The organism is Leucobacter faecis, assembly GCF_054456635.2.
The window spans coordinates 156,410-180,300 of the sequence record NZ_JBTJEP020000001.1 but is presented as its reverse complement, the minus strand read 5'-3'; the positions used below and the strand labels follow the sequence as shown (position 1 = coordinate 180,300).

The following is a 23,891-nucleotide window of genomic DNA, read 5'->3' as shown; positions in this document are numbered from 1 at the left end:
AGTCGACATGGCAAGGACCATTGTGGGGCTCGAAGTCACCGAGGAGGAGGTGCGCGCGGCAGAAGTGACCCTCGGCAAGAATCCCAAGATCATGAGCCACGGATCAGTGCGCCTGCCCGCCGGTGCCGCCAAAGACTCTGAGGTGCTCGACCGCACCGCCGTCGTGGCGGCGCTGCAAGAGCTGTGGCGCAAGACGGGTTTCAAGAGCAAGCGTGTGGTGCTCGGCATCTGTAGCCGGCGGGTGTTGGTGCGTGACTATCGCACGCAGGCAATGGCTCCGGATCTGTTGAAGCAGGCACTGCCGTTTCAAGTCGCAGACCTTTTGCCGGTGCCCGTCGACCAAGCGGTGATCGACTTTTATGCGGTGTCGCAGGAGGGTGAGCAGGTGACCGGGCTGCTCGTAGCAGCCGTGCTTGAAACCGTGACCGAGCTCGTGGAAACAGTGGGGCAGGCGAAACTCATTGTCGAGCAGGTCGACCTCGCCCCGTTTGGGCTGCTGCGCGCGATCGACACGCTCACCGAGTCTGAAGAGACCGTCGCCGTTGTGCACCTCGGCCCGCACACCGGGTACGTGGTGATCGCACAGCAGGGCGTACCCAAGTTTGTGCGCATCATGCCGCTTGACCTCACCGAAGCGGTGCCGCCGCCCGAGTTTGCCGTCGACGGTGGTGTGTCTGCGGGCGGTGTATCTGCGGGCGGTGTATCTGCAGATGAGCCTGTGCCCGCTCTAGCTGACTCGGGCGGGATGCCCGCCTTCGGCGGCGCGGACCTCGGCGGCGAGCGCAACGCCGCGACGGCCAGGCTGTTTGGTGCCCCCGCGCGAGATCAGGTGCCCATCGCGCCACAGAAGATCGACGATCTCGTGTCGCAGATCCTCAACACGATGCGGTTTCACGTCGACCGCACGGGCACCACGATCGATCGAGTGCTCATCACCGGGGTGGGCGCTGGTATTCCCGGTGTGCAACCCGCATTTCAAGACCGGCTGCCCATGCCTGTCACCCGCGTGGGCGGTCACCACCTCACCCAGCAGGAGGAGCGGTCACGCCACGGTCAAGAAGATCTCGAGCTGCTCACCCCGGTGGGGCTTGCGATGATGGGAGGCCTCTAATGCCCATGCAGTTGAAGCGCGAACCCAAGCAGGCCACCGCTCTGGCGGGCGGCACTCCGAGTGTCAACCTGTTGCCGCCCTCGGTGCTGCGTGCCCGACAGCAGTCTCGCCTGATCAAGCAGTGGGGGTTTCGCATCGTCTCTGCCCTGGTGATCGTCGCGGCAGGGTGCCTGATGCTCTTTGGCTGGCAGACGGTCACCGCGTTGCAGCTTGCGCAGGTTCAGGCTCAGACCGATGAGCTGATCTCACGGGTCTCGGCCGAGGCCGATATTCAGCTGACCTTGAAGACAGAGAAAGACCTCGAATCGTACAGGGACGAAGCGATGGCTACTCAACTAAAGTGGCAGCCGGTGATCGACGCGATGCGAGCAACGATTCCTGAGGGCGCCACCCTGAGCGCCTTTCAGCTCGCAAGCGGTGCCGCCCCTGCAGGTGACTCAGACGCGGTGGGGCTCACCGGCACGGTCGACGTGAGCGGCAATTTCGTTTCGCCCGTGGGGCTGCTGCGAGCGATCGGCGCAATCGACTCACTCACGAGCGTTGTGTTGATCGGCGGGGCCGAAGACGAGACGACCGGCCTGTTTGTGGTCACGCTCGAGGTCACCTTCGATCAGACCGTATACACAAGCGTTGAGGCCGAAGAGAAAACCGACACCGATGAGACAGCGGAAGCTGCGGAGTCTGAAGAAGAAGTCGAGGAAGCAGACGCTGCGGAGTCTGAAGCGTCGACCGATATCGCTGAATCAGAAGCGCCAGCCCCCGCTGCGCCCGCGGCCGACGCCGCCGCAAACGCCACCGGCGCGACCACAGAAGAGGAGCAGTCCAATGAAAATTGATGCGAAGTTGCTCTCGCTACTCGGACTCATGGTGATCGTAGGCATTTTTGGGCTCGGCATCGCCGCGATCGGCCTCCCCATGTATGAGGGGGTACAGCGTTCCCAAGCCGAAATTGCTGAGGCCCAGCAGAACAACGCCACCTACGAGGCGCGGCTCATTGAGCTGGAATCAGCGAAATCTGCTCAGGGGGAGATCGAGGCGAGCATCGCAAAATTGCGCGAAGAGCTGCCCGCCTCGGTAGACAGCGCCTCCATCGCCGACGCGATCGGAGCGGCAATGACCGCTCACGGCCTCATCCCTACGCTTACAACGGTGGGTAAACCAGTGCCGTTCACACCGCGCACCGATCCGCTCGAGGAGGGGGCAGCACCAGTTGATCCGGCACCTGACACAGCAGCAGACACAGATGCCGCGGAGGCCGTAGAAGCGGCCGAGGACGTTGCGGCGGGCGAAGCGGGCGAGGCCAGTGCCGGCGCACCGGCCGAGGCGCCGAGCGACCCGCGGCAGCAGTCAGAGATCGTGCTAGAGGTAAAGGCCCCCGACCAGGCTGCGGCCGTAGCATTTCTTGACGCGCTGGGACGCGCAAAGCCGCTGCTGCTCGTCACCGCCGCCGACTACCAGCCAGACGACACCGGTACCGCTGAAGAAGCGTTCGTCGGCAAACTCTTAATCACCATGACCACGTTTCACCTGACGGAGCAGAAATCATGAGCTGGGATACCAATGACCGCGGACTCACGAGGCGCGAGATGCGTGAGCGCGAACGCACCCTAGAGGTGCCGGTAGTCGCGGCGACGCCCGACACGACGCCGCTGCCTGCCGTGCCGACACAGTTCTCGCAGGCCTCGTTCACACAAGAACCGGTGAGCCTCGACGACCTCGACCGGCTCGACAGTCTCAACGACCTCGAAAGCCCACATTTTGACGAACCTGCGTTTGCGGCGGGCAACCCCGGCGGCACCGTTTCACTGCGTGACCTCGCGGTAGCTGCACAAACCGCGCGTGCGTCTGACATTCACCTCACCGAGCACCACCCTGCCCTCATGCGCGTTGACGGTTCCCTCACCGTGATCCCCGGCGGCGAAGCGCCCGCCTCAACCGAGTGGTTTCGTGGCGCGCTCGAGGGCATGATGACGGCGAAACAGTTGCAAGAGCTCGCCGACACCGACGAATACGACTTCTCGGTCGAAGTGCCGGGCGTCGCACGGTTTCGTGTCAACGTGTTTCGACAGCTTGGCAAGCTGGCGCTCGCGATGCGGTTCATTCCGGCCGAAACAAAGCCGTTCGAAGAGCTTGGCGTGCCCGCGATCGCGGGCGAGCTCGTCACGCGCCCCCGCGGCCTCGTGCTCGTTACCGGCCCCACCGGATCGGGTAAGTCGACCACGCTCGCAGCGATGATCGACCTCGTGAACCGCAAACTGCCGCTCCATATCGTGACGATCGAAGACCCCGTCGAGTTTCGCCACCAAAGCAAGACCGCCCTCGTGCACCAGCGCGAGATTGGCAGCGACACCCGGTCGTTCTCTGAAGCCATGCGCCGCGTTCTGCGTCAAGACCCCGACATCATCTTGATCGGTGAGCTGCGTGATCCGGAGTCGATCTCGATCGCGCTCACGGCCGCAGAGACCGGGCACCTCGTGATGTCGACCCTGCACACGCAGTCGGCCGCGAAGTCGATCAACCGTATGGTTGACGCGTTTGCGCCCGAGCAGCAACAGCAGGTGCGGTCGCAGATTGGTGACGCACTGCAGGGCATCATCACGCAGACGCTGCTGCCGCGCAATAACGCGCCCGGTCGCGTGATCGCGACCGAGGTGCTCGTGAATACGCCCGCGATCGCGAACCTGATTCGCGAGGGCGAGATCAGCCAAATCTATTCGATGCAGCAGGCCGGTCGCTCTCTCGGCATGCACACGCTCGATCAGGATCTGCGCAAGCTGTACGAGCAGGGACAGATCTCAGCCGAGACCGCGCAATCGCGCGCCGCCGACCCGAAGGCCGTGATCGAGGGGCTCAACGTGCGTTCGGGGCTCGTCGAAGAGTCGTGGCTCGGCACCGTCGAGGGCAACGAGAACAAAGGATGGCTGAGCTGATGGCCGCGATCGAAGAGTACAGTTACGAAGCTGCCGACGCCACCGGAAAGCGGGTCACTGGCAAGCTTGAGGCAGCCGGCCGCGACCAGGTCGTGTCGACGCTGCGTGCGCGCGGACTCACCCCGCTCGAAGTCGCACCCATCTCAAAAACCGGGCTCAACACCGAAATCAGTATTCCCTGGCTCGAAAAGAACCTGCCCTCAGACGACCTTGCCGTGTTTGCGAAGCAAATGGCGGGACTCTTGAACGCCGGTCTGCCCCTCTTGCGCACGCTCACAGTGCTCGAAGAGCAGGCCGAGAACAAGCGCCTGCAGCGTGCCCTGCAGGTCATTAAAACCGATATCGAGCGCGGATCTACCCTGTCGAACGCGATGGGCAAACACCCCAAAATGTTTCCGCCGCTCATGGTCAACCTCGTGCGCGTGGGCGAGATGGGCGGTTTTCTGGCCGACGTGATGGTGAGCGCTGCCGCCACCTATAAGAGTGAGGCCGAGCTCAAGAACCAGATCAAAGCTGCAACCACCTACCCCATCATCGTGTTCTGTATCGCGATTTTGGGGTCGCTCGGCATGATCATCTTCATCGTGCCAATCTTCGCCGAAATGTTTTCGAGCATGGGGTCTGAGCTGCCGCTGCCGACACAGGTGCTCGTCACGCTCTCTGACAACATGATCTGGATCGTGCCGCTGCTGCTGCTCTTTGGCGTCGGTGGGTTCTTTTGGTGGCAGGGCAATAAGCACAAGGACTCGGTGCGCCGAGTAGTCGACCCGTGGCGGCTGAAGCTGCCCGTCGCGGGGCCACTCGCGACGAAGGTCGCGGTCGCGCGATTCTCGCGCGGGCTGTCGATGATGCTGAAGGCGGGCGTACCGCTCGTGCAGGCACTCGACATCGTGGGCCAGGCTTCAAACAACTGGGCAATTGAAGAGGCCGTGCGGGCAGTGCAGGACTCGGTGAAACAGGGTCGGTCGTTCTCGACACCGCTCGAGGAGTCGGGTGTGTTTCCCACCATGGTTGTGCAGATGATCACGGTGGGCGAAGAATCGGGCACGCTGCCCGACATGCTCGAGAGCATCGCAGATTTCTACGATGACGAGGTGAAGACCGCGACCGAGCAGCTCACATCTTCAATTGAGCCGATCTTGATCGTTGGTATCGGCATCATCATCGGTGGCATGGTGGTCGCGCTGTACCTGCCGATCTTCTCGATCTACGGCGAAATCGCGAACGCGTAGGGCGGCGCTTTCGGATGGGCAGCTGCAGCAAAATATGCGCGAGTAGTTCCGCTTATGAAGCGTTCTAGAGCGGAACTACTCGCGCATATTTTGGATATGAGACCCTACGCCGAAACGCGCAGCACCTCTTCCAGCGTCGTGTCTCCCAGTTTGGCCTTCTGAAATCCGTCTTCCCTCAGCGTGACCATGCCGTTGCGCAGCGCCGCCTCGCGCATTTCTGTGCCGGTCGCCTGCCCCGTGACCAAGTGTTCAAGCTCCTCAGTCATCACCATGACCTCGTGCAGCGCGATCCGGCTGCGATAGCCTGTGCCCGAGCACTCGGGGCATCCCACCGGTCGATAGAACGTCGGCGGCGCTTGCTCGTCAAACGAAACCTTCAGAGCGCGCAGTTTCTCTGGCTGCTCAGCATATGGCTCGCGGCATCGCGTGCACAGTTTACGCGCGAGTCGCTGCGCCACGACCGCGTTCACCGCGGTGCCCACCAGAAACGGTTCGCACCCAATGTTTGTGAGCCGCGTGAGTGCACTTGGAGCATCGTTGGTGTGCAGCGTCGATAGCACCAGGTGGCCCGTCAGCGCCGCCTCGATCGACATTGCTGCTGTCTCTTCATCACGGATCTCACCGACCAGCACGATGTCGGGGTCCGAGCGCAAGATCGAGCGCAGCGCAGTATGAAACGTGAGCCCCGCCTTGTGATTCACCTGCACCTGGTTGATGCCCGGCACCCGGCTCTCGACAGGGTCTTCCACCGTAATCGCGTTAACCTGGGGCGTCGCCACGGTCGTGAGCGCCGTATACAGCGTCGTTGATTTACCCGATCCGGTGGGGCCCGTGACCAGCACCATGCCGTACGGCTTGGTGATCGCGTCGCGAAAATTCTTCTCATTGATCTCAGAGAACCGCAGATCCTTGAGCGTCAGCCCCCCGGTACTGCTCGAGAGAATACGCATCACAATTTTTTCGCCCCACACCGTGGGCAATGTGGCGAGACGCAGGTCGATCTTCTGCCCCGCGTGCGTCACCGAGATACGGCCGTCTTGCGGTTTGCGTCGCTCAGAGATGTCTACCGACGCCATGATTTTGAGGCGCGAAATAACTCCGTCTTGAATGGCGCGTGGCGCCCGCTGCGTCTCATGCAGCACCCCGTCAATGCGGTAGCGCACCGTGAGAAATTGCTCCCCCGGTTCAATATGAATATCGCTTGCCCGGTCGTCAATTGCTTGCGAAATAAGAAGGCTGACAAACCGCACCACGGGTGCGTCATCTGTGCCGCCATCGAGCAGGTGCTCGGCCACCACTTCGTTGGTGTGTGCTTCTTCTGCACCGGCGTCCATCTGCACCGATAGCTCAGACAGTTCGTCGTCAGACCTCAGGTAGCGACCGAACGCGAGGTCGAGCGCCCCGGGCGCCACTGCGACGGCGGCGATCGAGTGCCCGGTCGCCGTCGCCACGTCGTCCACCGCGATCAAGTCGCTAGGGTCGACCATTCCCACGACCAGCTGTCGCCTCGTCTGCCGCACCGGAATCAGCCGGTACCTGCGACACAGTGCCGCTGGCACGAGTGCCACGGTCTCGGGCTGAAGCTGCTCAGCGTTCAGGTCAATAAACGGCACCCCCAGCCGGTGGGCCACCGCCTGCACGATCTGAGCCTCTGGTAGTCCCTCTGCGATGAGCTTTGCACGCAGCCCTTCGCCATCGCCGTACTCTGCCACTAGTGCGCGCATCTGGTCAGCACCGACGATGCCAGCGTTCACAAGACTCTCTGCAATTTTCACGGGTGATTCCTCTCGAGAGAGCGCCCGTCACAGAGCGCACAAGCAGCAGTGGGAGAGGTAAAGGGCCCCTAGCAGCCACTCGCGTGACGCAAGAGGCCCTTCACCAGCGGGGCCAGGTTAGAGCGAGATCGACTGCTCTGCAGACTTCACCGCAAGTCGCGCCATCGCCAGGTTCGACTTGGAGCGGTCGAGGGCCAAGTAGATGAAAATCTCTGGCTTCGACTTGAGCGGGCGAATGACGTGGTACTGGCTCTCGAGTGTCACCAGAATGTCTTCGAGGCCCTCGTCGAGGCCGAGCGAACGCATGGTGCGCAGCTTCGCGCGCATGAACTCGGTCGTACCAGCAGCCGCTACCTCGAGGTCGAGGCCGCCGCCAGCCGAGGCCAGGAGCATGCCCGACTCGCTGTCGCCGAGCAGCACGCCCATCGCGCCGTCAACGTCGGTGATGAGCTTTGCAAGGGTGTCGTTGATGTTTGACATGGTGTCTTCCTATTCTCTGGGGGTCAACGTGTTATCGGTTGTCGTTAGAATCCGTGTGCGGGAGCGGGGCTCGAACCTGCAAGCTGCCCGCCAAGTTCCTGCAGAATATTGCGCGAGCTCAAAATCGCTTGCCCACTGCGCTCTTCGGCCCCGAACACGGCGAGCAGCACAAACGACTGCTTGGGTACCCGACGCAGCAGCACTCTGCCGTAGTCGGCCTCGATGAGCGTGTACTGCGCTTCACCGATCGCTCTGTCGAGCGCGACGGCCTCGGTGAGCGCTTGCAGCGAGCTCGCCATGCTGGTGAGCCGCTGATCGTGGTCAGTGAGTGAGACCGGATACCGCGTGATCTCGAACCCGTCGTCGGTCGCAAATGCCGCCACCTGCAGTGACCTACACAACTGGCTCAGTTCTTCAAGTGCGCGCTGGCACGCGGCCACGGTCACCGGGTTGTGCTGGTCGGCCAGCACCGCTTCTTCCGGGTACATTACATTCTCCCCTTCATGCTCTCGCGAGTTTCTACGTCGGCGATGAGGGTCATCAGCATGACCCTCATCTGTACGGTGTCTCGGGCGTCCACCTCAAACACGGGCGTCGCGCGACCAGGAAACGCGTCGGTCACAACCCGCTGCACCTGCTGCATCACGTTTGCGCCGTGCACGTCAGAGCGGGTGATACCCACGACGGCGCCGCCACGTTCAACAACGTCTTCGAAGGCTTCGAGGTGCTCACGCACGCCCTGTGCCAGGTTGGGTGCGTCAGCGTTCACCAGCAGCATGAGCCCAAAGGCTCGCTCTTTCAAGATGGCCCACATGAAGTCAAACCGTCGCTGCCCCGGCACCCCGTAGAGCCGTATCTTCTCGCCCGGGTTAATACCGATCTCGCCGTAGTCAAGCGCTACGGTCGTCGTGGGTTTCGCCGACACCGAGTGGTCGGTGTTGAACGCTTCGGTAGACACGACTTCAATATCGCTGAGCGACTGTATTGCGGTGGTCTTGCCTGCGCCCATCGGGCCTGCAAACAAGATGACGTGCTCTGCCATTGTTATAGCCCCAATCGGTTGCGTAGACGTTGAAACAGCCCCGGCTTGCGCACTGCGGCCACTGCTGCTTGTTGCCCAGGCGAAGCCACCGGCGCGGCGTGCGCGGCCCCCGGCCGAATCGCGCCCGTGTCTCTCGGTGCGGCCACTTTGAGCGTGTTCATGAGGCTGAGCGCGTTAATCAGCGCCCTCGTGGGCTGGTACTGGCGGTCTGAGAAACCGGCGAGCTCTTCGATCGTGAACATACCGTTGGCCAGCATCGCGGCCTGCCGCATGTCATCAAGCTCGGGACTAATCGTGGTGAGGTTTGGCCACCGCTGCATGCGATACAGGTCCCCCTCCTGCAGCCACGGCGCGAGCCGCTGTCGAAACGCGCGCTGGCTAATGCGCCAGAGTAGGCCATCGAGGTTGCTCGCCTGCGGCAGCGATCCGGCCGTCGCAGTTTGATACGCGATTTCGAAACCTTCGAGCTGCGCAGCGAGCTCACCCGGGTCCTTCGGCCAAAAGTATGTGTGATCGAGGGTGTTGACAGCGAAGCGCGAGCCGTCTGGCAGCGTCACCATCACGGTCACCGGATCGCCGCCCACGAGCGCTGAGTGCAGCGCAAGCGCTACCCCCGCCCACCCCGTCTCGGGGGCCGTGAGCCCAAATCCGCCGGTCATTTCGGCGGCGATCTCGCGCTGACTCTGGGTACCCAGCCCTCGTGTTTCACTGGTCCAGCTAGTTCCGTCCCAGCGCCGCAGCCACAGGCCACCCTGCGGGTCTGGATACCATCCATCGGCAACGCTCTGCTGAGGTTCAAGCACCTTCAGCCACCTCCCCTCGTTGTGCCACCGGGCGCGTACGAGGATCAGGCCCCTCAGCCGCGTCGATGCCCGGGTGACGTTGCACTCCAACCTACGATGGGGCGGCGAGTGGATCCGTGTCACTGGCAAGCACGCGTCAAATCTCACCCACCTACCTCAGCCACTCTTGCTGCGGGCAGGTTTGCCAGCCGGCCCAGCTCCGGATCCGCGCCCAGCGCAGACCCGGAGCTCAGGCGCTCAGCAGTTGGAGGTCGTGTGCCTTGCGCAGGATCTCGGCCTGGCCGCTCGCACCCAGCTTGCGCGCAATCGCGCGCACGTGCGTGCGCACGGTGTTGACGCTCACGTGCACTTCATCGGCGATCTCGCGGGTGTTGAGCCCGCGTCGCAGGGCGAGCAGAGTCTCAATTTCGGTCTTCGTGAGCGCCTGCGGCGGTGTCACCGACTGAGTCTGCGGCTGTTCACCACGCATCGCCTGCGCTGCCTCGACCAGCTGGCGATACACGCCCGTGTCGTGCGCAAGGTCGGCCAGCGCCTCGCCTTCATCACGCCCCAGCAGCATAAAGGCCTGCGCAACCGCGATGGCGGGTAAGCGTTCGGTGTCGTACACGGCGTGACGTGCCGCCTCTCGCTGTCCACGACGGGTGAGGGCGCACGCCCGCAGCAGCAGTACGGCGGCGTCCACGCGCACACCCCATTTGCCTTCGAGTCGTTCACCACACGCGAGTGCTTCGTTGTACTGTCCCTTGGCGCGCGCGAGCGCCGCCTCAAACAGGGATGCCGCTGGTTCTGCGATGTCACTGGCCGCCTGCAACCGCACCGCTTCACGCAGTTCGCCTGCGTGCACCAGCGTGAGACACTCCCAAAACGCTCGCGTACTCGTAGGGAGCTCATGACGCGGAAACGCTGGCCCCGTGTGGCCGACATTCTCACGTATTCCAGACGCAAGCATGGCCTCAGCACGGTTCGATCCGGGGCTTTCACAAAGCGTCGTGAAGACCCGGTCGAAAGTGTCGTACGCGGCGATCTCTTTGAAACCGTGCGACGGTGAAAGCACAAGCGCGCGGTAGCCGATTGGTGCCCGCGACCTGACTCGGCCGGGTTGTTTGTCGACCGGGCCACGCATTACGTCGATGAGCCCCTGGAGCACTTCGGCGCGACTCGCCAGGTGCGAAAAGCCAACGAAACTCGGTAACCGGTCGAGCCCCTGCGGTGTCGTACCGGCCGCCACGAGCACGTGCGCAGCAACGAGCGTGGCCTCGGCCAAAGAGGCCTGCGCGTCGGTGCTCAGGTCGGCCAGCTGCAGCGAACCCTGCCCCGCCATATTGGCGTAGCACTCGGTGTACAACGCGCGCGCCTGCTGCACTGCTTCGCGTGCACCGCCCAGCCGCAGATGCAGTACGCACCTGAGCGCGCGTGCCAACAGCACCTGAGCCGCGCAGCTGCTGCGGGAAGTATTCGACAGGTTCGCGATGCTGCTCAGCAGGTTTTGTTGGGTGGTGTGCGGGTCGAGCAGGCTGCGAAACAGACGTGTGGTGGGAAACCCTCGCAATTGCTCGTTGCCAAGCCGTAGCAGGTCTTCTACCAGCTCAGGCGCGAGGGTCTCGTAGATTAAGAAGAACCTCGAGCGCAACAGTTTTTCACATCGTGCGAGGTCACCTAAGAGCAGCCACTGCCCGAAAGCGCCAACCGTGTCATCAATTTCAGTGAGTTTGGCGGCCAAGTTTCGTCGCAGGTCTGGGGTAGCGCTATTCCATTCGCTCAGCACTTCCCAGAAGTCGCTCCCCCACGCATACTCACCCGCGTGCACTGCTTTACCTGGATCAAGCGCTCGGTTGCTGCGAAATTCCCGCAGCACGTTGTCCGTCACGCCCGGAAACAGCTGTGAGATGTGTTGGTCTTTGAACCGCGGCATGAGCGCGAACGTGCCGATCAACGATGCCAGGCCAGCAACTTTGGGGTCTGACTTGGGATGCGTCTCGAGGAGGTACCGGTTGACCGCCTGCATCATCTGAGCGAACACAGACTCGGGGTACTCGGCGGGAAACAGCCGCCGGTCGGCCGCCAGTGCGATGCCGAAAGGCATGCCGTTCATTTGACCGAACGCTTGCCGAATCTCTGTGTCACTGGGCAGTACGAATTTCTCGCCAGACGCCAGCGTCGCCATGAACACTTGCCTGGATTCTTCGTACGAGAAGAACAGTCGGCCGCTCGAGGGCTGCATAAAGCGGTCCTGCATGCGCGGCCCCAGCTCGTCGCCCACCTCGAGCGGGCTGAAGGTACTGGTGATGAGCCGAAACCCCGGTACTAGGTCGATCAGGCTGAGCATCACCCGCGCGTAGGTCGGCGACGCGTGCAGGTCGTAGTCATCGATGATCACGGTGATGCGCATGGCACCACGCTCGGCCATCAGTTGGCGCAGCTCGCGGGCAAACGCCTGCGTCCCCGTGACCGCGTCGCGATTGAAGCAGTCGTAGAGTGCAGTTGCCTGCTGAGTTGTCCACACGCCGACATAGAATTCACCCGCGCGCTGCAACTCTTGTTCGATTTGCTGCAGCAGTGTCGTGCGACCCATGCCTGGTGCACCCGAGTAGTTGATCCACTGAGCGCGTGACTCGAGTGCGGCCCGAAACAGGTGGGAGCGCACAATGGGGGTGGTCGCCACCTGATTTCTGAAGTGGACGCGCCACGCACACTCGGGGTGCGCATCTACACCGGCGGTAAGAATCTGGGCAAAGTGGTCGTGGCGCGCTCGCTGCGGCGTGACGGCCATGCTGCGCCCGCACGCGAGCATTACAGCGCCCGTGCGGCAGGCGTAAGGCGGGCGTTCAGCCGCCGCCCCCGCTGACCTCGAAAAACGGGATGCGAAAAGTAACTAGACATGGAATCCCCCAATTCCGTAGGTGGCCTCCCCCGAGACCGCCTCAATACTTCCTGACATTACCCTGAGAATGCCTAAAATGGCAACTTGACCTCGCCAGCAATGGCATCGCTGAAGCTCACGATTCACTCGCGTAAAGCACAAAAACCCCGGCCGGGGCCGGGGTTTTTGTGCTGGGCTCAGGGCCCGCTAGTTGGGATTTACTCCCACTCGATGGTCCCCGGGGGTTTCGATGTCACGTCGAGCACGACGCGGTTGACGTCGGGCACCTGGTTGGTGATCTTGTTCGAGATGCGCGCGAGCACGTCGTAGGGCAGACGGGTCCAGTCGGCCGTCATCGCGTCTTCGCTCGACACCGGGCGCAGCACAATGGGGTGCCCGTATGTACGACCATCGCCCTGCACGCCCACCGAGCGCACGTCGGCGAGCAGCACGACCGGGCACTGCCAGATCGACTTGTCGAGACCCGCGGCGGTCAGCTCGGCGCGTGCGATCGCGTCTGCTTCACGCAGAATTTCGAGACGTTCACGCGTGATCTCGCCGACGATACGAATGCCGAGGCCGGGGCCGGGGAACGGCTGGCGGCCGACGATCTCCTCGGGGATCCCGAGCTCGCGGCCAATCTCACGTACCTCGTCCTTGAACAGCAGGCGCAGCGGCTCGATCAGTTCGAAGTCGAGGTCGTCGGGGAGGCCCCCCACGTTGTGGTGCGACTTGATGTTCGCGGTGCCCGAGCCGCCACCCGATTCGACGACGTCGGGGTACAGCGTGCCCTGCACGAGGAACTTGACCTCTTCGCCCGATGCACGTGCTTCTTCGACGAGGTCGAGCTGCACCTTCTCGAACGTGCGAATGAACTCGCGGCCGATGATCTTGCGCTTGGTCTCGGGGTCAGAAACACCCTCGAGGTGACCCAGGAACGTGTCTGCAGCGTCGACGGTAATGAGGCGCACTCCGGTCGAGGCGACGTAGTCGCGCTCCACCTGCTCACGCTCACCCTTGCGCAGGAGCCCGTGATCCACAAACACGGCGGTGAGCTGGTCACCGATCGCCTTGTGCACGAGCGCAGTCGACACGGCCGAGTCCACGCCGCCCGACATCGCCGAGATGACGCGGGCGTTGCCCACCTGCTCGCGAATGCGCTCGACCTGTTCAGCGATCACATTGCCAGCATTCCAGTCGGCGTCGAGGCCGGCGATCTGCTGTACGAAGTTCTCGATCACGTTCTGGCCGCACTCTGAATGCTTCACTTCGGGGTGCCACTGCACACCGTAAAGCTTTCGCGCGGGTGACCCGAACGCCGCCACGGGGGTGACCGCGGTCGAGGCGAGCACGTCGAAACCCTCGGGTGCCTGCTGCACGGCGTCGCCGTGGCTCATCCACACGCTCTGGGTGACAGGCTGGCCGCCGAGCAGCGCGCCGCCATCACCGAGCACGGTGGCGTCGGTCGCGCCGTATTCGCGGTCGCCGGTGTTGCCGACGGTGCCGCCGAGGGCACGCGCCATCACCTGGAAGCCGTAGCAAATGCCCAGCATGGGCACGCCCAGGTCGAAGATCGCGTTATCAAACTGGGGTGCGCCGTCTGCGTACACCGACGACGGGCCGCCCGAGAGCACAATGCCCACGGGCTGCTTCTCGGCCATTTCGGCCGCGGAGATCGTGTGCGGTACGACTTCTGAGTAGACCCCAGCCTCGCGCACGCGACGGGCGATCAGCTGCGCGTACTGCGCACCAAAATCGACCACGAGCACCGGGCGCTGCGCGGTCCCTGATTGTTCTGCCATGCTGGCCTTTCGCTTGAAGGTAAGAAAAGTTTAGTTGGCGCCCGCGGGCGCTGCCTCGGCGATCGCGAGGAAATCGTTCACTTCGCGCACGATTTTCGCTTCGAGGAAGAACGACATGAACGGAATCACGCCGCCCAGGGCGATGAGCAAGAACTTCCAGAAGTTCCAGCGCATGGGGCTCCACACCATAAAGTCACTCACGAGGTAGACGACGTAGAACCAACCGTGGGCAATAAGAATCGCCTTAAACAGGTCGAATCCGCTGCCGGTAAAGTCGGCGTCGATGCCCTCTGGCGCGAGCGGCACAAACTCGGCGAACCCGTTCGGCGTGAACAGAAACAGCTGCACGTTGAACGCATACTTCATGACCATCACGGCGCACAGCAGCAGCAGCATAATGCCGGTGATCACCGAAGTGACCTTGTAGAACGAGAGCGCCTTGCGAATACGCGGGTAGTCGGCGGGCTTGGGCTGCAACTGCATGGTGTGTATTCTACCGTTCGGTTTCGAGGGGTGCTGCGGGCTCTTGTTCGCCCGCGGCCTGAAGAATCTTGAGCTCGTGTTCTTTTTCCCACGCGTCGCGCGCGAGGCGGTACCAGAAGAACACGGCAAAGCCAGCAAACACGAGCCACTCAATCGCATAGAACACGTTGAGCCAATTCACCGCATCGACGGGCAGCGGCGCGACCGAGTCGATCGGGTCAAGCCCAAGTGTCGTGAGGGCCGCAGTGCTGGCCTCGCCAGCGCTGCCTGCCGCGGGGTGCAGCACGAAATAGCCCGCGTACACGGGCCCGTCCACGTGCTGCCACACGTTCGCTAGGTGCGCCGACGTCATCGCGGCAAGCGACTGCGGATCGCTCGCGGCCCGGGGAATCTGCGGCGCCTCGGGCGGCATGTACCGCCCCTCAAGCTGGCGCGCATCAATCAGATCCGGATCGCGCGAAAGCGCAGCCGCCGCAGCCTCGGCCGCGGCCTCGGTGGGTGCCCAGCCAACCGCGACGGCGAGGTGTGCATCGTGCGCCGCGTCAACGCCTGTAGTGACCAGGTTGCCGACGACCCAGGCGCCCTCAGCGCCGTCGTTGACACGCTTCGTGACGACGGCAAAGTCGCCCGGGGCGAAGGCGCCGCCTGCGAGCACGACGCTCGCGGCGGCCTCCTCAGTAACGCCCTGCGTCGGTGACGCAACCTCAGACAGCGCCCGTGGCGTCTCGGTGTCGATTTCTTCTTGCACCTTCGACTGCACGGCAAAGCCTGCCTGCCACTGCGCGAGCGCTGCGAACCCGGCAGCTACCGCGAGCGCAAGCAACAGCGCGAGGATCCAGCGCGGCCTGCGCATCACCCGGGCGAGCGTCGGCTCGCCCAGGTACTCGGGTCGTTTCGAACCCGACATGCCGGGTTAGCGCTCGGCGTGGACGATGCCCACGCGCTGGAACTCCTTGAGCTCCGAGTACCCTGTCGTGGCCATAGCGCGGCGCAGCGCACCAATCAGGTTCGAGCTGCCGTCTGCCGTGTGGGCGGGGCCGTTGATGATCTCGGCAAGCGGAGCCACTTGGTCGACCTTCACGCGGCGACCGCGGGGCAGATCTTCGTGGTGTGCTTCTTGGCCCCAGTGCCAACCGTGGCCGGGGGCGTCTGAGGCTTTGGCCAGCGTCGAACCGAGCATCACAGCGTCAGCGCCGCACGCCATCGCCTTGATGATGTCGCCCGAGGTGCCGAGACCGCCGTCGGCGATCACGTGCACATAGCGGCCACCCGACTCGTCGAGGTAGTCCATGCGCGCACCAGCCACGTCGGCGATCGCCGTCGCCATGGGGGCGCGGATACCCAGGGTAACCCGGGTCGTCGACGACGCGCCGCCACCAAAGCCAACGAGTACACCCGCGGCGCCCGTACGCATCAGGTGCAACGCCGACTGGTAGGTGGCGGCACCGCCCACGATTACGGGCACGTCAAGCTCGTAAATGAACTGCTTCAGGTTGAGCGGGGTGCGCCCAGCCTCTGCCACGTGCTCGGCCGAGACCGTGTTGCCGCGAATCACAAACAGATCGACGCCCGCGTTCACGACGGTGTCGGTGAACTCGGCGGTGCGGTGCGGCGACAGGGCGCCCGCAACGGTTACGCCCGCATCGCGCACCTGGCCGAGGCGGTCGCGAATCAGCTCGGGCTTGATGGGCGCTGCGTACAGTTCACGCATGCGGTCGACGGCTTCGCGCTCATTCTCGACGCGCGCAAGCTCTGCCAGCAGCGGCTCGGGGTTCTCGTGGCGGGTCCACAGGCCCTCAAGGTTGAGCACACCGAGGCCGCCGAGGCGCCCCAGTGCGATTGCCTGGTCGGGCGACATGACTGAGTCCATAGGCGCGCCAAGCACCGGAATGTCGAAGTGGAACGCGTCGATCGACCATGCGGTCGATACCAGCTCTGGGTCTCGGGTGCGCCTGGTCGGCACGACTCCGATCTCGTCGAAGGTGTATACGCGACGTGCGCGCTTTCCGCGGCCGATCTCGATCTCGTTGCTCACCCGACCAGTCTACCCGGCCAACCCTGCACGCCTTCGCAGACGCCCCGCTATCTGACACAAAGGGCCCGGGGAGACTTGCTCCCCGGGCCCTGTGTCACGTTACGCCACGCGCGGTGACACGTCGTAAGCCGTCGCTAGTTGCGGTAGTTAGGCGCCTCAATGACCATCTGCACATCGTGCGGGTGGCTCTCTTTAAGACCGGCCGAAGTAATGCGCACGAAGTTACCGCGGTCCTTCAGGTCAATGATGGTGCGCGCGCCGACATAGAACATCGACTGTCGCAGGCCACCAATCATCTGGTGCGCGACCGCTCCCACCGGGCCACGGTAGGCAACCTGGCCCTCGATGCCCTCGGCGATGAGCTTCTCGTCACTCGGAACATCGGCCTGGAAGTAACGGTCCTTCGAGTACGAAGTGCGCTCGCCGCGCGTCTGCAACGCACCCAGCGAGCCCATGCCACGGTAGTTCTTGTACTGTTTGCCGCCCACGAAGACGAGGTCGCCGGGGCTCTCGTCGGTTCCGGCGAACAGCGAGCCCATCATCACCGATGATGCGCCCGCGACGAGTGCCTTCGCGATATCGCCCGAGTACTGCAGGCCACCGTCGGCGATCACGGGCACGCCCGCAGGGGTGGCGGCCTTAGCGGCCTCGTACACTGCGGTCACCTGGGGCACGCCCACACCAGCGATCACGCGAGTGGTGCAGATCGAGCCGGGGCCCACGCCCACCTTGACCGCGTCGGCGCCAGCCTCGACGATCGCTTTTGCGCCAGCGTACGTTGCGACGTTACCGCCGATGATGTCGACGCCGTTGAATGCACTGTCTGCCTTGAACTTGGCGATGATTTCGAGCACGCCCTTGCTGTCGCCGTTGGCGGTGTCGACGACAATCACGTCAACACCCGCATCAACCAGCTGACCCGCGCGCTTCCACGCGTCGCCGAAGAAGCCCACCGCAGCGCCCACGCGCAGGCGGCCAGCGTCGTCCTTCGTGGCAAGCGGGTACTGCTCTTCTTTGTCGAAGTCCTTGACCGTGATGAGGCCGGTGAGCCTACCGTTGCCGTCGACCAGCGGCAGCTTCTCGATCTTGTGCTCGCTAAAGATCGCCTGCGCCGCGTCGCGTGAAATGCCAGCGGGGGCGGTGATCAGCGGCATGCGAGTCATCGCGTCGGCCACGCGCACCTGCGAGCGATCCTTGGGCTCGATGAAGCGCATGTCACGGTTGGTGATGATGCCGAGCAACACACCGTTCGAATCGACAACGGGCAGGCCCGACACGCGGTACTCACCGCACAGCGCGTCAACCTCGGCCACGGTTGCGTCGAGCGTCGTGGTCACGGGGTTCGTGATCATGCCAGCCTCGCTGCGCTTGACCCGGTCGACCATTTCGGCCTGATCCTGGATCGACAGATTGCGGTGCAAAATGCCGAGGCCGCCGTTGCGCGCCATAGCCACAGCCATGCGTGTTTCGGTGACCGTGTCCATGGCAGCAGACACGAGCGGAATGTTGAGCCTAATGCGGCGGGTGAGCTGCGTGGACGTGTCCGCCTCGCTCGGGATGACGTCGGTGTGCGCAGGCAAAAGCAGCACATCGTCGTAGGTTAGTCCGGTGAATGCGAAGGGATCACGCTGTTCCATGGCACCTCATCTGTCGTGTAGTGAAGTTTTCGGGGCGCCAGCAAGCCCGGGGTGGGGGCGGCGCCGTCGTACTAGTCTAACGGCACCTGAACCGGGCCGGTCTGTGCAGCCGGCGAGCGACGCATTTGCGCCACCATTTCAGACACCAAAATCACGAGTGCGACCCACACCGCCACGAACCCGATCCAGCGCGTAATCGACACTTCTTCGTGCATCACGAAGAAGCCGTACAAGAACCCGAGCACCGGTGTGAGGAACTGAATGAAGCCGAGGTACGACAGCGGCAGCCTGCGTGAGGCCTCACCAAACAGGATCAGCGGGATCGCGGTCGCGATGCCACTCGCGAGCACGAGCACAGCGATGGTGGGCCCGTGCGCAAAGGCTTCGAGCCCGACCAGGTTCGCGATGAGAATCATCTGCACAATGCCGATTGGCACCGACACGAGCGTCTCGACGGTGAGCCCGGTGACCCCGTCAACGCTCTCCCCCGCGTGTTTGTGCACCGCGCCATAGAGGCCGAATGAAACCGCGAGCCCTAACGCGATCCAGGGGAAGCTACCGTAGCCAATGGCGGCAATCACGACGCCCACCGCGGCGATGCCCACGGCGACCCACTGCGGGCGCGTGAGCTTCTCATTTCTCACGAGCACACCAATGAGAATCGTGAAGAGCGGGTTGATGAAATAGCCGAGTGCGGTCTCGATGACGTTGCCGGTCATCACTCCGATCACAAACAACTGCCAGTTGATGTACAACAGCAGCGAAGACAGCGAGAACCAGCCGAGCAGTCGGGGTGTCTTGATGATCTTCACCACGTGGGACCAGCGGCGTGTAAGTGTGACGAGCAGGGCACAAAAAACGAGCGTCATGCTCACGCGCCACGGCACCACCTCGAGCGGGTTCACCACCGCGATCAGCCCGAAGTACATGGGGAACGTGCCCCACATGAGGTAGGCACCGACGCCATACCCGAGGCCTGCACGAAACCGTTTCACTGCCCCAGTGTATCGGGACAGCGCAGGAGCGCAGACGAAAGCGAGCCCCTCAACCGAATGGTTGAGGGGCTCGCTTTAACGCGCTGTTTTACTTAGCGCGTGACGACTGCGAGGATATCGCGAGCCGAGAGCACGAGGTACTCGTCGCCACCGTACTTGACTTCGGTGCCACCGAACTTCGAGTAGATGACAACGTCGCCGACGGCAACGTCGAGGGGAATGCGGGTGCCGTTGTCAGACACGCGGCCGGGGCCCACTGCCACGACCTCGCCCTCCTGGGGCTTCTCCTTCGCGCTGTCGGGAATAACGAGACCCGAAGCAGTGGTCTGCTCGGCCTCGACCTGCTTGATAACGATACGATCCTCGAGCGGCTTGATGGCGACCGACACAGTAGACCTCTTTCCGATAGCTGAAGTGTTCGCGCGCTCGCCCAGTGCGTGCGCGCCCACCACAGAGTCTATGGCGCACGTTGGCACTCGTGCAAGAGGAGTGCCAACGCTCTGCGTGAGTATCGCGCACAGCGAACGAGAACGCGAACACAATTGCACCGCAGTGAACACGAAAAACTGGGCGCGTAGACTGATTACAGAATTTCTCGGGCAGCCTGTCGTCTCGCCCCACCACTCTTGTTTGAGGAGCACCATGTCTACCCCCACCATGCCAGGCCCGCACGCACCGCAGCCGCACGGATACCAGCAGGTACCCCATGCGCCTTACCAGCAGCCGCAGCAACGCCTCCAGCAGCCGGTGCCGTCCTCGAACACCACGCTTGGCGCCACCAACACCTTCGCGTTTCTCGCGATCATTTTTGCGTTTGTAGTACCTCTTGCTGGCATCATCTTCGGCCATATGGGGCTCAGCCAGATCAAGCGCAATGGCGACGCAGGTCGCGGCATTGCCCTCACCGGTCTCATCATCAGCTATGCCGCCTTCGTCTCGCTATTGCTGTTCTTCTTGTTCTATGCGCTCGTGATTTTCGCCTTCATCGGTGCCGTCGGGTCCGCGGGAGGCGCGTTCACCGACCTCACGATGTCGTAATCCCCCGTGACAGCTCAACCTGATTCCCCCGTCGCTCCGGGGTGGGAAGCTCTCCTCTCAGAGGCGGGCACTGCACTCCTAACCGAGGTGTGCCGAACCCTCGACGAACCCGGTGTGTCGGCCACCCAGTTGAACGGAAGCCTGCGTAAGCGCGGCATTGATCCGGCCCTCATTGCCGCTGTGCTGACGCAGGCAGAGATGCGCCGTAAGGCACGCGCAAAGTTTGGCGATTTGGCGGGCTCCCTCCTCTTTACGCAGGCGGGGCTCGAGCAGGCGACGCGGGCGCCGGTCGCGCGTTTGCACGCCGCGCGGTTCGCTGCGGCCGGTTGCCACGCCGTCGCCGATCTCGGCTGCGGTATCGGGGCAGAGTCACTCGCGCTGCTTGCCGCGGGTGTCGCGCCGCGGGCGGTGGAGCTGGACCCGTTTACGTCCCAGCTTGCGGGGCACAATCTCGCCGCGCTGGCGTCGAGCCTGGGCCGCGATATACCCGCGGTAACCAACAGCGACGCGCTGTCGTTTGACCTGGCTGGCTGTGACGGCGCATTTCTCGACCCAGCGCGCCGCACCGCCGGGCACCGTGATACGCGGCGCATCGCGTCACCCGACGACTACTCACCGTCGCTCAACTTTGCGTTTGCCGTGGCCGAGTCGCTGCCCACGGGGGTGAAACTCGGCCCGGGGCTGGACCGAGAGCTGATTCCTGACCGCGCCGAAGCTCAGTGGGTATCGGTTGACGGCCAAGTCGTTGAGACCGGGCTGTGGTTTGGGCCCGTTGCGCGGCCCGGCGTAAAGCGCGCGGCGTTGGTCATGCGCGGTGACGAGTGCTACGAGCTCACCGCCGCCGCTGATTCGGTTGATGCCGAGACGCGCGGTCTGGGCGACTACCTGTACGAGCCCGACGGAGCCGTGATTCGGGCACGCCTCATCGGCGACCTTGCGCGGTCCCTGGGCGCCGGCATGCTGAGCGAGAAGATCGCGTACCTCACGTCTGACGCACTGGCAGTGACACCGTTTGCGCAAGGCTTTCGTGTGCTCGACCGGCTGCCAGCGAAGGAGAAGGAGCTGCGACGAGCCCTCGCCGAGCGCGACATTGGCACCCTCGAGATCAAGAAGCGTGGCGTTGACGTCGATCCCGCCGCGTTACGCAAGCGCCTCAAACTGCGCGGCAAAGCCAGCGCAACGGTGTTTCTCACGCGCGACGGCGACGACGGCCACATCGCGCTGCTAGCGGAGCGCTGCTAGCGGAGCGCTGCTAGCGGAGCGCTGCTAGCAGCGCGATGCTCGCGCGCCGACGGCGCCATGGATTCTGCGAGTCGCAAGCTCCCGCAGAATGACAGGAGCTTATCGGCCCTACTTTCGGTCGTTCTAGAAGTCGTTCAGCGACTCGGGGTCGAGACCGAGCTCTGCGCAGCCAAACGGCGTACCGAACACGTTGATGGTCGCGTACGGGTCGACCGCACACGTCTCGATCCATCCCAGGCTCTGCGCCGTCGCCCAGATGAAGAAGATTCCGACGAGGGTACCGAGGAGCGTGCTTATCGACCCGATGACGATACCGACGATGCCGGGCACGTTCTTTGCCCCGGCCTTCTTCGACTGCACCACGGCGACGATGCTCAGGATCAGGCCGACGAACCCGAAGAAGATCGACACTACGAGCCCGACGATACCGAGGGTCTTGCCCGGTACCGGGGTGCCCGCCGGGTAGCCAGCAGGTGCGGCAGGCGCGGTCGGCGTTTCTGCGCGATAGGCAGGCGCAGCAGGCGCAGCAGGCGCAACAGGCGCAACAGGCGCAGCAGGCGCAGCAGGCTCTCCGGGTGCGACAGGAGTGGTCGGGTCTTCAGGCCGCTGCTGGTCGTTGGGGGTCTCTGTCACTTTAGTCTCCTCGTAGAACGGTCGGCGCCGAGGCACCTGTTTTCCCACAACGCTACCGTGTCAGCGCACTGCCACTCGTAGTATCCAGTCAGTCGCCAACATCTACGCGGGGCTGGCCAGCTTGTCCCCGTGGCCAGCGCTCGTGCAGGAGATCAGCGCTTATGCGGGATCAAAACCGCTAATCGATCCTGCATAAGCGCTGATCTCCTGCGTAAGCACAAAAACCAAACCAAACCGACTCCTACGGCACCTGAATCTCGGTCACCGGGAGTGTCGAGTCGGCGCCAAAGCCGAGCCCAGAGGGTGCATGCCCCGCAGCGACAAGCTGCGCCCCGAGCGACGCGATCATCGCGCCGTTGTCGGTGCACAGTGACAGCGGCGGCACGCGCAGTTCCACCCCGGCCGCCGCACAGCGCTCGGCCGCCACCTCACGCAATCGTGCGTTTGCGACGACCCCACCTCCGAGCAGCAGGCGCGGCACGCCCAGGTCGGCGCAGGCGGCGAGCGCCTTCGTCAACAGCACGTCAACGACGGCTTCGCGAAAGCTCGCCGCGACATCTGCGACGGGAACATCGACGCCCTCGTCACGTTTTTTCTCGACCCAGCGTGCCACCGAGGTTTTGAGCCCCGAGAACGAGAAGTCGTAGCGGTGCCGCTCCAGGTCTTTAGGGTGGGTGAGCCCACGCGGAAACCGGATTGCTCGCGGGTCACCCGCAGCCGCCACGCGGTCGATCTGCGGGCCGCCCGGGTAGGGCAGCCCTAACAGCCTTGCGACCTTGTCGAAGGCCTCCCCCGCCGCGTCGTCGATCGTTTCACCGAGCATTTCGACATCGCTCACGAGGTCGCGCACCAGCAGCAGCGAGGTGTGTCCGCCAGACACGAGTAGTGCGACGGTGGGCAGTTCGAGTTCACCCACTGAACCAGTCGAACCGGCGACGGGCCTAAGCCCCTCTCCCTGCAGCAGATCGGCGCCGACGTGGCCGACAAGGTGGTTCACCGCGTACAGCGGCTTGTCGAGTGACAGCGCGAGCGCCTTTGCCGCCGCGACTCCGACCATGAGTGCCCCCGCCAGGCCCGGCCCGCTCGTCACCGCGACCGCGTCGAGATCTTCGAGCCGCACGCCCGCGTCAGCAACGGCACGCTCGATTGTGGGACGCATGGCTTCGAGGTGCGCTCGCGCCGCGACCTCAGGCACGACCCCGCCGTAGCGCGCGTGTTCATCCATCGATGACGCGATCGTATTGGCGAGCAGGGTGCGCCCCCGCACAATGCCCACACCGGTTTCGTCGCAGCTGGTCTCAATACCCAGCACTAGTGGCTCAGTAACGCTCACGATAGATCCTTCACTTGCAGCTTCATGACGATCGCGTCGACGTCGTCTGGTTGGTAGTAGCGCGGCCGCACGCCGATCTCCTCGAACTCGAGGCTCACATACAGCGCAATCGCGACGGGGTTATCGGCCCGCACTTCGAGAAACAGTTCGCGCACTCGCCGCTCGCGCGCGCACGCGATGAGCGCTTCGATGAGTCTGCGCCCGTGCCCCGCACCGCGCCACTCGGGCGCGACGGCGATCGTCTGCACATCTCCCTCGCTGCCCACTGCAAGCAGTCCGGCGTAGCCCTGCACACCGCCCGCCGCGTCTTCGAGCACGAGGTACTGTCGGTGCTCGCCCGCGAGCTCCTCACGCATCATCGCGAGGCTCCAAGCCTCGCCTGCAAACACCCGCTCTTCGATCGCCCACACGGCGTCTAGGTCACCGAGCGTCGCGCTCCGGATCGAGAGCGCCCCCGGCG

Annotated in this window: 23 protein-coding genes; 7 read left to right on the top strand and 16 right to left on the bottom strand. The window is 63.8% G+C overall.

Annotation, left to right across the window (positions count from 1 at the left end):
- The first annotated feature begins 7 nt into the window (after nucleotides 1-7).
- Genes pilM through ACXR2T_RS00860 form a run of 5 tightly spaced genes read left to right on the top strand, consistent with a single transcriptional unit; the run spans nucleotide 8 to nucleotide 5,273 of the window.
- Nucleotides 8-1,111, top strand: a complete 1,104-nt coding sequence (pilM, locus tag ACXR2T_RS00880) for a pilus assembly protein PilM (protein ID WP_458815023.1) — start codon at nucleotides 8-10, stop codon at nucleotides 1,109-1,111.
- Nucleotides 1,111-1,947, top strand: a complete 837-nt coding sequence (locus ACXR2T_RS00875) for a hypothetical protein (RefSeq protein ID WP_458815021.1) — start codon at nucleotides 1,111-1,113, stop codon at nucleotides 1,945-1,947. Before pilM ends, ACXR2T_RS00875 begins: the two co-directional genes overlap by 1 nt.
- Entirely contained in the window at nucleotides 1,937-2,659 is a 723-nt protein-coding gene (locus ACXR2T_RS00870) for a hypothetical protein (protein WP_458838061.1), read from the top strand. Before ACXR2T_RS00875 ends, ACXR2T_RS00870 begins: the two co-directional genes overlap by 11 nt.
- A complete protein-coding gene (locus ACXR2T_RS00865) occupies nucleotides 2,656-4,041 on the top strand; it encodes a type IV pilus twitching motility protein PilT (protein WP_458838062.1) in 1,386 nt (461 codons plus the stop codon). The genes ACXR2T_RS00870 and ACXR2T_RS00865 overlap by 4 nt, the downstream gene beginning before the upstream one ends.
- Nucleotides 4,029-5,273 (top strand): type II secretion system F family protein, encoded by a 1,245-nt coding sequence (locus ACXR2T_RS00860; protein ID WP_458815015.1) that lies wholly within the window; start codon nucleotides 4,029-4,031, stop codon nucleotides 5,271-5,273. The genes ACXR2T_RS00865 and ACXR2T_RS00860 overlap by 13 nt, the downstream gene beginning before the upstream one ends.
- 104 nt (nucleotides 5,274-5,377) lie before the next feature.
- On the opposite strand, the gene ACXR2T_RS00855 is transcribed toward ACXR2T_RS00860, so the two are convergent.
- From ACXR2T_RS00855 to groES, 13 genes are all read right to left on the bottom strand, one after another.
- Nucleotides 5,378-7,048, bottom strand: a complete 1,671-nt coding sequence (locus tag ACXR2T_RS00855; protein WP_458838063.1) for a GspE/PulE family protein — start codon at nucleotides 7,046-7,048, stop codon at nucleotides 5,378-5,380.
- A gap of 117 nt (nucleotides 7,049-7,165) precedes the next feature.
- Nucleotides 7,166-7,528, bottom strand: a complete 363-nt coding sequence (locus tag ACXR2T_RS00850) for a hypothetical protein (RefSeq protein ID WP_458815011.1) — start codon at nucleotides 7,526-7,528, stop codon at nucleotides 7,166-7,168.
- Between the two features lie 44 nt (nucleotides 7,529-7,572).
- On the bottom strand, nucleotides 7,573-8,016 hold the full coding sequence (locus tag ACXR2T_RS00845) for a roadblock/LC7 domain-containing protein (protein WP_458838064.1): 444 nt from the start codon (nucleotides 8,014-8,016) through the stop codon (nucleotides 7,573-7,575).
- Entirely contained in the window at nucleotides 8,016-8,570 is a 555-nt protein-coding gene (locus ACXR2T_RS00840; RefSeq protein ID WP_458838065.1) for a GTP-binding protein, read from the bottom strand. The genes ACXR2T_RS00845 and ACXR2T_RS00840 overlap by 1 nt, the downstream gene beginning before the upstream one ends.
- 2 nt (nucleotides 8,571-8,572) lie before the next feature.
- Nucleotides 8,573-9,373, bottom strand: a complete 801-nt coding sequence (locus ACXR2T_RS00835) for a DUF2510 domain-containing protein (RefSeq protein ID WP_458838066.1) — start codon at nucleotides 9,371-9,373, stop codon at nucleotides 8,573-8,575.
- Between the two features lie 229 nt (nucleotides 9,374-9,602).
- A complete protein-coding gene (locus ACXR2T_RS00830; protein WP_458838067.1) occupies nucleotides 9,603-12,143 on the bottom strand; it encodes a helix-turn-helix transcriptional regulator in 2,541 nt (846 codons plus the stop codon).
- 308 nt (nucleotides 12,144-12,451) lie between these two features.
- Nucleotides 12,452-14,035 carry a glutamine-hydrolyzing GMP synthase gene (guaA, locus tag ACXR2T_RS00825; RefSeq protein ID WP_458838068.1) on the bottom strand — a complete coding sequence of 528 codons (1,584 nt, stop codon included), beginning with the start codon at nucleotides 14,033-14,035 and terminating at the stop codon, nucleotides 12,452-12,454.
- A 30-nt stretch (nucleotides 14,036-14,065) separates the two neighbouring features.
- Nucleotides 14,066-14,518 (bottom strand): DUF3817 domain-containing protein, encoded by a 453-nt coding sequence (locus tag ACXR2T_RS00820; protein WP_458814999.1) that lies wholly within the window; start codon nucleotides 14,516-14,518, stop codon nucleotides 14,066-14,068.
- 10 nt (nucleotides 14,519-14,528) lie between these two features.
- Nucleotides 14,529-15,425, bottom strand: a complete 897-nt coding sequence (locus ACXR2T_RS00815) for an SURF1 family cytochrome oxidase biogenesis protein (RefSeq protein ID WP_458838069.1) — start codon at nucleotides 15,423-15,425, stop codon at nucleotides 14,529-14,531.
- Between the two features lie 6 nt (nucleotides 15,426-15,431).
- Nucleotides 15,432-16,553: a GuaB3 family IMP dehydrogenase-related protein gene (locus tag ACXR2T_RS00810; protein ID WP_458838070.1), complete on the bottom strand. Its 1,122-nt coding sequence runs from the start codon at nucleotides 16,551-16,553 to the stop codon at nucleotides 15,432-15,434.
- Nucleotides 16,554-16,687: 134 nt separating this feature from the next.
- Nucleotides 16,688-18,190, bottom strand: a complete 1,503-nt coding sequence (guaB, locus tag ACXR2T_RS00805) for an IMP dehydrogenase (RefSeq protein WP_458814993.1) — start codon at nucleotides 18,188-18,190, stop codon at nucleotides 16,688-16,690.
- 71 nt (nucleotides 18,191-18,261) lie between these two features.
- Entirely contained in the window at nucleotides 18,262-19,185 is a 924-nt protein-coding gene (gene rarD / locus ACXR2T_RS00800; protein WP_458838071.1) for an EamA family transporter RarD, read from the bottom strand.
- Nucleotides 19,186-19,277: 92 nt separating this feature from the next.
- The gene (gene groES, locus ACXR2T_RS00795) at nucleotides 19,278-19,574 is read right to left on the bottom strand and encodes a co-chaperone GroES (RefSeq protein ID WP_458814989.1); all 297 of its coding nucleotides are present in this window, start codon (nucleotides 19,572-19,574) and stop codon (nucleotides 19,278-19,280) included.
- A 253-nt stretch (nucleotides 19,575-19,827) separates the two neighbouring features.
- Between groES and ACXR2T_RS00790 the strand changes: the two genes are divergently transcribed.
- Both ACXR2T_RS00790 and ACXR2T_RS00785 read left to right on the top strand, forming a co-directional pair.
- Nucleotides 19,828-20,223 (top strand): DUF4190 domain-containing protein, encoded by a 396-nt coding sequence (locus tag ACXR2T_RS00790; protein ID WP_458838072.1) that lies wholly within the window; start codon nucleotides 19,828-19,830, stop codon nucleotides 20,221-20,223.
- A gap of 6 nt (nucleotides 20,224-20,229) precedes the next feature.
- Complete coding sequence (locus ACXR2T_RS00785) at nucleotides 20,230-21,465, top strand: THUMP-like domain-containing protein (protein WP_458838073.1); 1,236 nt, start codon at nucleotides 20,230-20,232, stop codon at nucleotides 21,463-21,465.
- A 123-nt stretch (nucleotides 21,466-21,588) separates the two neighbouring features.
- Here ACXR2T_RS00785 and ACXR2T_RS00780 read toward each other — a convergent pair whose 3' ends face one another.
- The 3 genes from ACXR2T_RS00780 to rimI all read right to left on the bottom strand — a co-directional run bounded on the left by ACXR2T_RS00780 (nucleotide 21,589) and on the right by rimI (nucleotide 23,874).
- The gene (locus ACXR2T_RS00780) at nucleotides 21,589-22,098 is read right to left on the bottom strand and encodes a DUF4190 domain-containing protein (protein WP_458838074.1); all 510 of its coding nucleotides are present in this window, start codon (nucleotides 22,096-22,098) and stop codon (nucleotides 21,589-21,591) included.
- Nucleotides 22,099-22,339: 241 nt separating this feature from the next.
- On the bottom strand, nucleotides 22,340-23,431 hold the full coding sequence (gene tsaD, locus ACXR2T_RS00775; RefSeq protein ID WP_458838075.1) for a tRNA (adenosine(37)-N6)-threonylcarbamoyltransferase complex transferase subunit TsaD: 1,092 nt from the start codon (nucleotides 23,429-23,431) through the stop codon (nucleotides 22,340-22,342).
- A complete protein-coding gene (gene rimI, locus ACXR2T_RS00770; RefSeq protein ID WP_458838159.1) occupies nucleotides 23,428-23,874 on the bottom strand; it encodes a ribosomal protein S18-alanine N-acetyltransferase in 447 nt (148 codons plus the stop codon). Before rimI ends, tsaD begins: the two co-directional genes overlap by 4 nt.
- Nucleotides 23,875-23,891: the final 17 nt, after the last annotated feature.